We start from the raw sequence: 11,886 nt of genomic DNA, 5'->3' as shown, positions 1-11,886 counted from the left end.
GGGAGGTGTCCTTCCTGGAACAGCCGGGGTGGGCCCGCTCTGCGGGCGAGGTGCTTCTGCGGACACGAAGGCCCCGGTCAGGGAACCGGAGTACACCCGCCGGGGCCTGTCGCGCCGCGGTGAAGAAAGGTCAGCGAGCGTAGTACTCGACGACCATCTGGACCTCACAGGTCACGGGGACCTCAGCGCGCTTGGGGCGCGCGACGAGCTGGGCCTTCAGCTCGGGAAGCTCGACCGAGAGGTACGAGGGGGTCTTGGCGAGGACGTCGGAGTTGCCGCCCTCAGCAGCGATCTGGAACGACTCCATCGCCTGTGACTTGGGCTTGACCTGGATGGTCTGGCCCGGGGAGACGCGGTACGAGGGACGGTCCACCAGCTTGCCGTCGACCAGGATGTGGCGGTGCACCACGGCCTGGCGGGCCTGGAGGGTGGTGCGGGCGAAGCCGGAGCGCAGGACGAGCGCGTCCAGGCGCATCTCCAGCAGCTCGACCATGCTCTCACCCGTCAGACCGGGCTCCTTCTTGGCGTCCAGGTAGGCGCGGTGCATCTGCTTCTCGCGGATTCCGTACTGCGCGCGCAGACGCTGCTTCTCCTTGAGTCGCACTGCGTAGTCCGACTCGGTGCGGCGGCGAGCACGACCGTGCTCGCCCGGGGGGTACGGGCGCTTCTCGAAGTACTTGACGGACTTCGGGGTGAGCGGGAGCCCAAGGGCTCGAGAGAGGCGCGCCTGGCGGCGCGCACGGGTGACGTTGGTCACGAGGTATACCTCTTGTTCGCGTGTGTTGAATCCAGTCTTGCAGCCGCGGATTCAGCGACCCACATTACCGCAGCAACTCCTCGAGGTCCACGATCGACGACGCTGGTCACGCCTTGCTTCCTGTGGAGTGCCTCACGCCGGCTCCCGGCCGGGGCGGCGTGCCTGGTGCGGCGCCTCAGCGCCCCCGCGCATCGCCCCGCGCAGCAGCTCATCGGCGTCCGTGCATTTCAGCATCGCAGCGCCACCTCCGCTATCGCAGCGCCACCTCAGCTCGAGGTCACGAGCGCAGGATCCGTCGCAGCGCCTCGACCCGGCTCCGGGTGCGCTCCTCGTTCCCGTGGCCCTTGGGGTGGTAGTAGTCCACGCCCACCAGGTCATCGGGTGCGTACTGCTGGGCCACCACCCCGTGCGGGGCGTCATGCGCGTACCGGTACTCGGTGCCGTGCCCGAGCTTCTTCGCGCCGGAGTAGTGCGCATCGCGCAGGTGCGCCGGGATGCCCTGGCCCTTCCCCGCCCGGACATCGGCGATGGCCGCATCGAGTGCCTGGTAGGAGGCGTTGGACTTGGGCGCGGTGGCGATATGGACCACGGCCTGTGCGAGCGGGATCCTCCCTTCGGGCATGCCGAGCATCTGCACCGCCTGCATCGCGGCGACGGCGACCTGGAGGGCGCTCGGATCGGCCATGCCGACCTCCTCCCCGGCGGCGATCACCACTCGGCGGGCGATGAAGCGGGGGTCTTCCCCCACCTCGATCATCCGCGCCAGGTAGTGCAGGGCTGCGTCGACATCGCTGCCGCGCATCGACTTGATGAAGGCGCTGGTGACGTCATAATGCTGGTCCCCGGCCCGGTCGTAGCGCACGGCGGCTCGGTTGACGGCCTGGGAGAGCACCGCAGCATCGATCTCCGGGGTCTCCTTCATCAGCGCCGCCGCCGCGGCCGCCTCGAGGGATGTGAGGATCTTGCGGGCGTCCCCGCCGCCGAGCCGCAGCAGCGCCTCGCGAGCGTCGTCGGTCAGGGTCACGGAGCCCGCCAGGCCGCGCTCGTCCTCGAGCGCACGATCGACGAGCGCGTCGAGGTCCTCCTGCTCCAGCGACTCGAGAGTGAGCACGATCGAGCGGGAGAGCAGCGGCGAGATGACCGAGAAGTAAGGGTTCTCCGTGGTCGCGGCGATCAGCGTGACCCAGCGGTTCTCGACGCTCGGCAGCAGGGCGTCCTGCTGGGATTTGGAGAAGCGGTGCACCTCGTCGACGAACAGCACCGTCTCGCGACCGATCGTCCGCAGCCGGGAGCGGGCCTGGTCCACGACCTCACGGATGTCCTTGACGCCGGCGAGGACGGCGGAGACCTCGACGAACTCGCGATCGCCGGACTGTGCGACGACGTAGGCCAGGGTGGTCTTGCCGGTGCCGGGCGGGCCCCACAGGATCAGGGAGCTGGGCGCGGTGCGGGAGTCGTCGGCTCCGACCAGGCGCCGCAGGGGGCTGCCCGGCTTGAGCGCGTCGCGCTGCCCCACCACCTCCTCGAGGGAGCGCGGGCGCATTCGCACCGCGAGCGGTGCGCGGTGGTCGCGGTTGCGATCCGAGAGCGTGCGCGGTGCGGGTTCATCGCCGCTCAGCGAGAAGAGGTCCTCGTCCATCCCCCCAGCCTAGGCCGAGGTGGCGACGCGGGCGCGCCGGGGCTCAGCGGCGGGGATCGAGCTCACGGGAGAGCCGTCCGGGCCACGCGGGGCCCTCGTAGATCATCGCGGTGTAGCCCTGGACCAGATCTGCGCCGGCATCGAGGCGGTCGCGCACGTCCTGGGCGCTGGTCACGCCGCCGCAGCTGATGATCACCGCGTCCTGCGGAAGGGTGGTGCGCAGCAGCTGCAGCACCTGCATCGAGCGGTCGGCGAGAATCGGCCCGGAGAGCCCGCCGGCACCGATCTGCTCGACCCGAGAGCGCGCGGTCGCCAGTGAGTCCGGGCGGGCGATGGTGGTGTTGGTCGCGATCACGCCCGCCAGCCCCACCTCGGCGGCGAGCCGGGCGACCGCCTGCACATCGCCGTCATGCAGATCAGGGGCGATCTTGACCAGCACCGGCACCTCCCGACGCAGCCGGGTCCGTACCGCAACAGCTTCCTGGACCACCGCCTCGAGGATCGGTCGGAGCATCTCGACGCTCTGGAGATCCCGCAGTCCGGGGGTGTTCGGGCTGGAGACGTTGATGGCGAGATAGCTGGCGTAGGGGGCGAGCAGCCGGGCGGAGAAGCGGTAGTCCTCAGCGGCGTCCTCGAGGGCGGTCACCTTGGACTTGCCGATGTTCACGCCGATCACGGCGCGCTGGCCACGTTCGGTGCGGCGCGCTCTGGCCAGCCGACGCGCCAGCGCCTGAGCTCCGTGGTTGTTGAAGCCCATACGGTTGATCAGGGCCCGGTCCTCGATCAGCCGGAAGGATCGCGGCCGGGGGTTCCCGGGCTGTGCCTTGGCGGTCACGGTGCCCACCTCGACATGGCCGAAGCCGAGATCGAGCAGTGCCAGCGGCACCTCGCCGTCCTTGTCGAAGCCTGCGGCCAAGCCCACCGGGCTGCGGTGCTCGGCGCCGAGCACCCGGCGGGTGGGCCCGGTGTCCCGCAGCGGGTCCGTGCCGCCGAACAGGGCCCGCAGCAGCTGCGGGCCTCCCGGCAGGCGATGAGCGTTTGCGAGCGCCCGCACCGTGAGCCGATGAGCCTGTTCCGGGTCGAGCCGGCTCAGCACGCGGCGGAAGAGCACGTCATAGGGCCCACGTCGAGGGGCGTCGTCAGGGGTCACGAGGGATACCGTACGCGTTCCTGGTCGCGGATCTCAGTCCACAGGTCCCGAACGGCATACTCGCGGTGCTCGCGACAGGTAGAACAGGGCGAGCACGGGCAACAGCAGGGGGACGAAGCCGTAGTCCTTGCCGTAGACGCCCCAGACCGTCCCATCCGGGAACAGCGCCGGATCGAGCAGGGTGAGGGTGCCGACGATGAGCACCCCCGCGAGTTCCGCGATGCACAGCGCCCTCGCCACCGGGGAGCCGCGGCCGCGACGCACCAGAGCGATGGTGACGGCGATGTAGGTCACGGCGGCGAGCAGGGAGAGGCTGTACGCGACCGGTGCGAAGGAGAAGTCACGCAGCACCTGCACCAGGCTGCGCGCGGTCGCCGACAGCGCGAAGATGCCGTACACCGCGATCAGCACGATCTCGAAGCCGCGCCCGGCGCGCTCGGGGCGACCCGGCGACGCCGCCGCCGCGCCCTTGCCGTGCTCAGCGCCCTTGACGTTCTTGACGTTCTCGACGTTCTCGACGTTCATGCGAAGCCTCCCGGCCAGATCTGCTCCAACCGCATCAGCAGCACCATGGAGACCGCCGCGCAGACGGCGATGACGAGGCTTCCCCAGCGGCTGCGTTCGAACAGTCCCATCCAGCCGCCGCCGACCGCCATCAGCAGAGCCGTGAGGAGATAGCCGTAGAGCGTGACCCGCTCGGGAGGGTTCCCGCCGGCGAGGTCCTTGAGCCCCAGGGCGATGCCCAGCACGGCCCAGGACGCGGCCAGCAGGGCGCACGCGCCCAGCAGCACCAGATCGGCGTTCAGGTCACGCGCTGTGTAGTAGATCCCGAGCAGGGCGGTCAGCCCGCCCAGCACCAAGACCACGATGCTCAGCACCGTCATCTGCTTCTCCGCCCTCCTCCGTGGTACGCCGACATCGTGTCCGGCCCGCCCCTACGATAGAGCCATGCCCACCATCACCATCACCATCACCATCACCGATGCATCTCTGCGCGACGTCGCTGCCGACGTCCTCATCCTCCCCCTCCTCGCGGGCGCCGACGGCGCCCCCGCGACGGTGCCCGGCGCACCGGAGATCTCCGAGGCCATCTCGGGTCTCGATGCCTCCTCCGCCCGAGGCGATCTCCACCGGATCCCCTCCTACGGACTGGCCTCCGCAACCTCGCTGCTGCTGGTCGGCCTCGGTGACGAGGATCTCGCCAAGGTCGAGGACGAGGACCTCCGGCTCGCCTTCGGCGCGGCCACCCGCTCGCTCGCCGGGGTCGAGAACGCCGCGATCGCCGTGCCCACCGCCACCACGCAGCAGCGCGCCGCAGCCCTCGAGGGCGCCGCGCTCGGCGCCTACACCTTCACCACCTACAAGACCGGCACCGGTGCCGGTGCACCGAAGGCCGCCCTCGCGGCCCTCACCCTGATCACCGAGGGCGACGCCGACGCCGCCCAGACCGCGGTCGACCGCTCCGGCGTGCTCGCCGAGATCGTCGGCATCGTGCGCGACCTCGTCAACACGCCCCCGAACCTGCTCCATCCCGCCGAGTTCGCCCGCCGCGCCGAGGAGCTCGTCGCCGAGCTGCCGATCACGGTGACCGTCCTGGACGAGAAGCAGCTTGCCGAGGGCGGCTACGGCGGCATCGTCGGCGTCGGCCAGGGATCGACTCGCCCGCCGCGCCTGGTGCGCCTGGAGTACGCCCCCGCGAAGGCCACCAGCTCTGTCGCCCTGGTCGGCAAGGGCATCACCTTCGACACCGGCGGCATCTCGCTCAAGCCCGCGGCCGGCATGGACGACATGACCTCCGACATGACCGGCGCCGCCACCGTGCTGGCGGCAGCTGTCGGTGCCGCCCGCCTCGGCCTCGAGGTCAAGGTCACCACCTACCTCGCCCTGGCCGAGAACATGCCCGGCGGTGGGGCTCAGCGCCCCGGTGACGTGGTCACCATGCGCAATGGGAGGACTGTCGAGGTGCTCAACACCGATGCGGAGGGGCGGATGGTGATGGCCGACGCGCTGGTCGATGCGGTCGCCGAGAACCCCGATCTGGTGGTCGACGTCGCCACCCTCACCGGTGCGGCGGTGGTGGCGCTGGGCAAGCGCACCGCCGGCGTGATGGGCACCTCCGAGGGCCGCGACCTCGTGATGGCGGCCTCTGAGACCACCGGCGAGCCGTTCTGGCCGCTCCCCTTCCCCAGCGAGCTGCGTGCCGATCTCACCGGCCGCGTCGCTGATTTGCGCAACATCGGGGACCGACCGGGCGGTGCGCTCTCGGCGGGCATCTTCCTGGCCGAGTTCGTGGGCGATACCCAGTGGGCGCATCTGGACATCGCGGGACCGGGCTACGCCTCCTCGCCCCTGGGCTACATGGGCAAGGGCGCCACCGGGATGAGCACCCGCACCGTGCTGCAGATCCTCGCGGACGTCGCCTCACGCCCCGCACCGTGATGCGCACCGCACCACAGCACTGAGAGATCGCGCGAAGCAGTCGGCCCGGCGCCGCCTGGTGGCCTAGCATGGGACACGCAGGCGGCGCCGTCGGCCATCCAGGTCCGGGCGGGTCGCGGAGTGACGTATACACCGAGGAGCACACAGGTGGCGGAGACAACCACTGACCAGTTCGACGTCGTGATCCTGGGCGGTGGCAGCGGCGGCTATGCGGCCGCGCTGCGCGGAGCCCAGCTCGGCCAGAAGATCGCGCTCGTGGAGAAGGACAAGCTCGGTGGCACCTGCCTGCACCGCGGCTGTGTCCCGACCAAGGCGCTGCTGCACGTCGGCGAGCTCGCCGACGCCCCGTCCGAGGCCGCTGATGCCGGCGTCGACCTCACTCTGAACGGCATCGATGCCGCGAAGGTGCTCGGCTTCAAGGACAAGATCATCGGCCGGCTCTACAAGGGCCTGCAGGGCCTGGTGAAGTCGCGCAAGGTCGAGTACGTCGAGGGCTTCGGCACGCTCACGGGACCGAACACCGTCTCGGTCGAGACCGAGTCCGGCACCCGCACCCTGACCGGCAAGAACATCATCCTGGCCTCCGGCTCGTACTCGAAGACCCTTCCGGGCATCGACCTCGGCGGCCGCTTCCTCGACTCCGAGGCCGCGTTGCAGCTGCCCGAGATCCCCAAGAACCCCATCATCCTGGGCGGCGGCGTGATCGGGGTCGAGTTCGCCTCGATCTGGAAGTCGCTCGGCGCGGAGTCCGTGACCATCATCGAAGGCCTCCCCCACCTGGTCGCCAACGAGGACGAGGCGCTGTCCAAGGCACTCGAGCGCGCGTACAAGAAGCGCGGGATCAAGTTCTCGCTGGGCATCTTCACCGAGAAGGCCGAGCAGACCGAGTCCGGGGTGAAGGTCACCCTCGCCGACGGCAAGGTCTTCGAGGGCGACTACCTGCTGGTCGCTGTGGGTCGTGGCCCGAACACCTCAGGGCTCGGCTACGAGGAGCAGGGCATCGAGATGGATCGCGGCTTCGTGCTCGCGAACAACGAGACCCTCGAGACCAACGTCCCCGGCGTCTACGCCGTGGGTGACATCGTCCCCGGCCTGCAGCTCGCGCACCGCGGCTTCGCCCAGGGCATCTTCGTGGCCGAGCGGATCGGCGGCCTGAACCCGGCACCGATCGTCGAGTCCGGCATCGAGCGGATCACCTATTGCGAGCCCGAGCTCGGTTCCGTGGGTCTGTCCGAGAAGCAGGCCAAGGAGCAGCTGGGCGAGGACGCCGTCGAGGTCTACGAGTACAACCTCGGTGGCAACGGCAAGTCCCAGATCCTCGGCACCACCGGCTTCATCAAGCTCGTCCGCGAGAAGGACGGGCCCATCATCGGCGTCCACATGATCGGCTCGCGCACCTCCGAGCTCATGGGCGAGGCGCTGCTCATCGTCAACTGGGAGGCCTACCCCGAGGATGTCGCCTCCCTCATCCACGGCCACCCCTCGCAGCACGAGGCCCTGGGCGAAGCTGCGCTCGCCCTCGCCGGCAAGCCGCTGCACGCCCACGCCTGAATCTTCCAGGAGGAGAAACCCCCATGTCTGAAACCGTGAAGATGCCGGCACTCGGCGAGTCTGTCACCGAGGGCACCGTCACCCGCTGGCTCAAGGCCGTGGGCGACACCGTCGAGGTCGACGAGCCGCTGCTGGAGGTCTCGACCGACAAGGTCGACACCGAGATCCCCTCGCCCGTCGCGGGTACCATCGAGAAGATCCTGGTCGAGGAGGACGAGGACGCCGAGGTCGGCGCCGATCTCGTCGTCATCGGCGATGGTTCCGGCTCCGATGCTGCCGGGTCGGATGATTCCGGTGCTGAGGCCGCTTCCGAGGAGGAGGCCCCCGCCGAGTCGGAGGACGCTCCCGCCGAGGGCGAGGATCTCGCCTCCGACGAGACCGTCGCCCCGTCCACCGATGAGGAGGCTCCGGCCGGCGAGGACGAGAAGCCTGCCGAGGCTTCCGGCGATGCCGATTCCGGCACCTCCGGCGGCGCCGCCTCCGGTGAGGAGGTGACGATGCCCGCGCTCGGCGAGTCCGTCACCGAGGGCACCGTCACCCGCTGGCTCAAGGAGGTCGGCGACACCGTCGAGATCGACGAGCCGCTGCTCGAGGTCTCCACCGACAAGGTCGACACCGAGATCCCCTCCCCTGTCGCGGGCACCCTGCTGGAGATCAAGGTCCAGGAGGACGAGGACGCAGAGGTCGGCGCCGTGCTGGCAGTGGTCGGCTCCGGTGCTGCGGCCTCTGCTCCCGCAGAGCAGCCCTCCGCCCCGGCGCCCAAGGCTGAGGAGAAGCCTGCTGAGGCTCCCGAGGCCGAGGAGAAGCCTGCCGAGGCACCCAAGGCTGAGAAGGCTGAGGCTCCGAAGGCAGAGCCCGCGAAGGCTGAGGCCCCCAAGGCAGAGGCAGCTGCGGCGGCGCCGAAGGCCTCCGATGCCGTCTCCGGTGCGGAGTCCTCCGGCTATGTCACTCCGCTGGTGCGGAAGATGGCGGCCGAGGCCGGCGTCGACCTGTCGAACGTCAAGGGCTCCGGCCTGGGCGGACGCATCCGCAAGCAGGATGTGCAGCAGGCGATCGATGCGCAGAAGGCCGCCGCTTCGGCTCCTGCCGCCGCCGCAGCGCCCGCAGCCGCCCCGGCAGCCCCCAAGGTCGAGGTCTCCTCGAAGCGTGGCACCGAGGAGAAGATGCCGCGCATCCGCAAGGTCATCGGCCAGCGGATGACGGAGTCGCTGCACGGGATGGCCCAGCTGACCACCGCGGTCGAGGTCGATCTGACCCGTATCGCGAAGCTGCGCGCCCGCGCCAAGGAGGACTTCGCCGCCCGTGAGGGTGCGAAGCTCACCTTCCTCCCGTTCCTGATGATGGCAGCGGTGGAGGGTCTGAAGACCTACCCGCAGCTGAACTCCAGCATCGAGGGCGACAAGATCGTCTACCACGGCTCCGAGAACATCGGCATGGCGGCGGACACCGAACGCGGTCTCGTGGTTCCTGTGATCCGCAATGCCGGCGATCTGAACCTGGCGGGCCTGGCTCGTCAGATCGGCGATCTGGGTGGCCGTGCCAAGGGCAACAAGCTGGTTCCGGACGATCTCGCCGGTGCCACGTTCACCATCACCAACACCGGTTCCGGCGGTGCGCTGTGGGACACCCCCATCGTCCCCGCGCCGCAGGTCGGCATCCTGGGCACCGGCACCATCACCAAGCGTCCGGCGGTCGTGCAGAACGCCGAGGGTGACGACACCATCGCCATCCGCTCGATGATGTACCTGTTCCTCTCCTACGACCACCGCATGGTCGACGGCGGCGACGCCGCACGCTTCCTCACCTTCATGAAGAAGCGGCTCGAGGAGGGCGCGTTCGAGGCAGAGCTGGGCCTGTGAGGTCCTGAGCTTCCTCGTCTGGGCGCGTCCCGCGCACTGAGCGATGTTGAAGGGCCCCGATATCAGTTCTCTGGTGTCGGGGCCCTTCGGCGTGCCCGGTGGAGGTGCGGCTGCATGGGGACGATCAGCTCGCTCCGGTATCCCCCGGCGCTGGCTCCGCTAGCTGGTCCGGTTCCACTGGCTCACCCGGCTGCACTGGCTCGTCCGGCTCCACCGCCTCGACCTCTTCGACCGCTTCGACCGCCTCGACGAGCCATCGCTCGCCATTCCAGTGGAGGGTCAGCCGGACTTCGCGCGGGGCAGTCGCGGGAACGTGCGTGAGCTGCCCGGCGCGGTCCTCGAGCTCATGCTCTGCGGTCGAGGTGACCGCGCGCAGCACCACGGTGCCGTCGCCGTCCGGTCCCGCGAGCAGCTCCGCCTCATGGACCACCGGCCCACCGCCTCGGACCTGATGGCCCTGGTATGCGAGGCGGGTCTCCTCGTCAGCCGTGAACGCCTCACTCCCCGGCACAGCCACCGGCTGCGCGGATACTCCGGAGATGTAGGCGTGCCGGGCTCCGGCGACGTCTGCGACCAGGGCCCAGGGATCCTCGATCCGGGGCGCCCCGCTGGGCGGTGCTGGCGTCGCGACGGGAAGCTGTTCATGGCCGGGAGCCTGCGCGGGACGCTCACTGGCCCACCACGCACCCATCGCCGCAGTGGATCCCAGCAGCAGAACCACGAGGGCACTCCCGACGGCAACTCGTCGCAGCGGAGGCTGACTCAGCACCTGACGGATCGCTGACAACCCGCGTCTCCCGGTCCCCGTCAGCGGGCCGACCAAGGTCCGAAGGCCAGCGGGGCGCGGCGTGCGGCGTCCGTGCACGCCCACCGCTGCAAACCCGCCCCGCTCCCGCCGCCGGAGCCGGCGGGGTCGCGGCAGAGCCGCACCCGCGTGCTCCACCTCCGGACCCTCCACCCCGTCCGGCCCCTCCAGCTCCGCCTCGGCCTCCTGTCCGGACGCCGCTTGTGCGGCCGGCTCCATTAGCACTTCGGCAGCAGGGCCGGGACCGGGCAGCGAGCGTTCCTGAAGCGGCCAGGAGGGGGCCACGAGATCGATCCGTCGGCGCAGGGTCCGCTCCTGGTCCCCGAGCACCGAGTCGACCCAGCGGCGGTCAGCCTGCCGGGCGGAGAGCGTCTCATCCCGCCGCAGCCCGGCCAGGTCGAGGGCCACCACACTCCCGTCTGGACGGACACCGAGCCCCTGCCCCGGTCCCGCTCCCAGCACCCATCCCCGCTGATGGACCGCATCGATCAGATCATCGAGATCGTCCCGGGCCCGCGCGAGGGCGAGACGCTCAGCGGTAGGTGGGGCGCAGTCCTCGGCAGCCCGCCGGCCGGAACGACGCCGCAGAGGAGGTGCGGCTTCGCGAAGGTATCCGTCGTCCTCGATCTCGAGCACGTTCGGTGCCGCCGTGATCCCCGCGACCTCGAGCGTCGCCAGCAGCTGGAGCTCATCGCGGATGCTGTGGCGGGCGTCTTCATCCAGCCCCTTGACCTCCACCTGCTGGCCGTGCCCGGCAGATTCTCGCTGCCTCTCCTGCCGCGCCGTTCCGGCGCGAGGCGGGCTCACGCCCGGTCCGAACGTGCCGGGGCCCCGGCGGGAGCTCTCCTCGTCGTTCTCGTCCATGACAGCAGTGAACCGCATCGCAGTGAGCTCTCCGCGATTCATCCACAACGCGCAGGTGGGAGGCGGAGTAGCCTGGGTCGATGCTCGACGTGATCCGTCTCGGTTTCAGCGAACCCGTCCCCGGTGGGGACCGCCATGAGGAGTTCGGCCTGCCCCCGGGCCCGGTCGAGTACCGAGCCGCCTGGGCGCTGCAGCGCGAACTCCACGCCGAGGTGGTCTCGGGCAGCCGTCCCGACACGCTGCTGCTGCTCGAGCATCAGGCGGTCTACACAGCAGGCAAGCTCACCGAGGACCACGAGCGCCCCCGTGATGGTGCTGAGGTCGTGGACATCGACCGCGGCGGGAAGCTCACCTGGCACGGCCCGCAGCAGCTCGTCGGCTACCCGCTGGTGAAGCTTCCGATCCCGATCGATGTGGTGGGCTTCGTCCGTGATCTCGAGCGGACCCTGATCGACGTCTGCGCCGCCGTCGGCGTGGCGACGATGCCGGTGGCCGGTCGCAGCGGCGTCTGGGTCGCGCCGGAGGGCGAGGAGTCGCGCAAGGTGTGTGCGATCGGCATGCGGGTCTCGAAGCGTGCCACGATGCACGGTTTCGCGCTGAACTGCGCGAATGATCTCTCCTGGGCCGCGAATGTGATCCCCTGTGGGATCGATGATGCCGGAGTGACCAGCCTCAGCCGAGAGGCCGGGCACCGGATCGCGGTTGCCGACGTGGTGGACATCGCCGCGACGGCCATGACCGAGCTCGTGGCGCACCGCACCTCGCCCCGCGTGGGCTGAGTGCCCTGGGACCTGGCCAGGTCGATAGACTCCAGGGAACGTC

At 70.1% G+C, this 11,886-nt stretch carries 10 protein-coding genes; 4 read left to right on the top strand and 6 right to left on the bottom strand.

Annotated features, from left to right (window positions below; all coding sequences use genetic code 11):
• Positions 1-130: 130 nt before the first annotated feature.
• The 5 genes from rpsD to ACTH43_RS00625 all read right to left on the bottom strand — a co-directional run bounded on the left by rpsD (position 131) and on the right by ACTH43_RS00625 (position 4,430).
• Positions 131-757 carry a 30S ribosomal protein S4 gene (gene rpsD / locus ACTH43_RS00645; RefSeq protein WP_299305334.1) on the bottom strand — a complete coding sequence of 209 codons (627 nt, stop codon included), beginning with the start codon at positions 755-757 and terminating at the stop codon, positions 131-133.
• 277 nt (positions 758-1,034) lie between these two features.
• Complete coding sequence (locus tag ACTH43_RS00640; protein WP_441442995.1) at positions 1,035-2,396, bottom strand: replication-associated recombination protein A; 1,362 nt, start codon at positions 2,394-2,396, stop codon at positions 1,035-1,037.
• 43 nt (positions 2,397-2,439) lie between these two features.
• Complete coding sequence (locus tag ACTH43_RS00635; protein WP_441442994.1) at positions 2,440-3,546, bottom strand: quinone-dependent dihydroorotate dehydrogenase; 1,107 nt, start codon at positions 3,544-3,546, stop codon at positions 2,440-2,442.
• A 33-nt stretch (positions 3,547-3,579) separates the two neighbouring features.
• Positions 3,580-4,071: a hypothetical protein gene (locus tag ACTH43_RS00630; RefSeq protein WP_441442993.1), complete on the bottom strand. Its 492-nt coding sequence runs from the start codon at positions 4,069-4,071 to the stop codon at positions 3,580-3,582.
• Positions 4,068-4,430 (bottom strand): hypothetical protein, encoded by a 363-nt coding sequence (locus ACTH43_RS00625; RefSeq protein ID WP_441442992.1) that lies wholly within the window; start codon positions 4,428-4,430, stop codon positions 4,068-4,070. The genes ACTH43_RS00630 and ACTH43_RS00625 overlap by 4 nt, the downstream gene beginning before the upstream one ends.
• Before the next feature lie 64 nt (positions 4,431-4,494).
• On the opposite strand from ACTH43_RS00625, the gene ACTH43_RS00620 reads away from it, so the two are divergent.
• The 3 genes from ACTH43_RS00620 (at position 4,495) to sucB (ending at position 9,395) form a co-directional block, all read left to right on the top strand.
• Complete coding sequence (locus tag ACTH43_RS00620; protein ID WP_441442991.1) at positions 4,495-5,985, top strand: leucyl aminopeptidase; 1,491 nt, start codon at positions 4,495-4,497, stop codon at positions 5,983-5,985.
• A 147-nt stretch (positions 5,986-6,132) separates the two neighbouring features.
• A complete protein-coding gene (gene lpdA, locus ACTH43_RS00615) occupies positions 6,133-7,536 on the top strand; it encodes a dihydrolipoyl dehydrogenase (protein ID WP_441442990.1) in 1,404 nt (467 codons plus the stop codon).
• 23 nt (positions 7,537-7,559) lie between these two features.
• Complete coding sequence (gene sucB / locus ACTH43_RS00610) at positions 7,560-9,395, top strand: 2-oxoglutarate dehydrogenase, E2 component, dihydrolipoamide succinyltransferase (protein ID WP_441442989.1); 1,836 nt, start codon at positions 7,560-7,562, stop codon at positions 9,393-9,395.
• Positions 9,396-9,519: 124 nt separating this feature from the next.
• Here sucB and ACTH43_RS00605 read toward each other — a convergent pair whose 3' ends face one another.
• Positions 9,520-11,064: a hypothetical protein gene (locus ACTH43_RS00605; protein WP_441442988.1), complete on the bottom strand. Its 1,545-nt coding sequence runs from the start codon at positions 11,062-11,064 to the stop codon at positions 9,520-9,522.
• 80 nt (positions 11,065-11,144) lie between these two features.
• Between ACTH43_RS00605 and lipB the strand changes: the two genes are divergently transcribed.
• Positions 11,145-11,843: a lipoyl(octanoyl) transferase LipB gene (gene lipB / locus ACTH43_RS00600; RefSeq protein ID WP_441442987.1), complete on the top strand. Its 699-nt coding sequence runs from the start codon at positions 11,145-11,147 to the stop codon at positions 11,841-11,843.
• Positions 11,844-11,886: the final 43 nt, after the last annotated feature.

The organism is Brachybacterium sp. (assembly GCF_052095815.1).
In the GTDB taxonomy this organism is placed as follows: Bacteria; Actinomycetota; Actinomycetes; order Actinomycetales; family Dermabacteraceae; genus Brachybacterium.
The sequence above is the reverse complement of the archived record's forward strand: the minus strand, read 5'-3'. Positions and strand labels throughout refer to the sequence as shown.

What these genes read in the sequence shown, in the direction of transcription:
- ACTH43_RS00630 (WP_441442993.1), bottom strand. Translation starts at nt 4,071, where the DNA reads ATGAACGTCGAGAACGTCGAGAACGTCAAGAACGTCAAGGGCGCTGAG.
- ACTH43_RS00625 (WP_441442992.1), bottom strand. Translation starts at nt 4,430, where the DNA reads ATGACGGTGCTGAGCATCGTGGTCTTGGTGCTGGGCGGGCTGACCGCC.
- lipB (WP_441442987.1), top strand. Translation starts at nt 11,145, where the DNA reads ATGCTCGACGTGATCCGTCTCGGTTTCAGCGAACCCGTCCCCGGTGGG.
- ACTH43_RS00640 (WP_441442995.1), bottom strand. Translation starts at nt 2,396, where the DNA reads ATGGACGAGGACCTCTTCTCGCTGAGCGGCGATGAACCCGCACCGCGC.
- ACTH43_RS00605 (WP_441442988.1), bottom strand. Translation starts at nt 11,064, where the DNA reads ATGGACGAGAACGACGAGGAGAGCTCCCGCCGGGGCCCCGGCACGTTC.
- ACTH43_RS00620 (WP_441442991.1), top strand. Translation starts at nt 4,495, where the DNA reads ATGCCCACCATCACCATCACCATCACCATCACCGATGCATCTCTGCGC.
- sucB (WP_441442989.1), top strand. Translation starts at nt 7,560, where the DNA reads ATGTCTGAAACCGTGAAGATGCCGGCACTCGGCGAGTCTGTCACCGAG.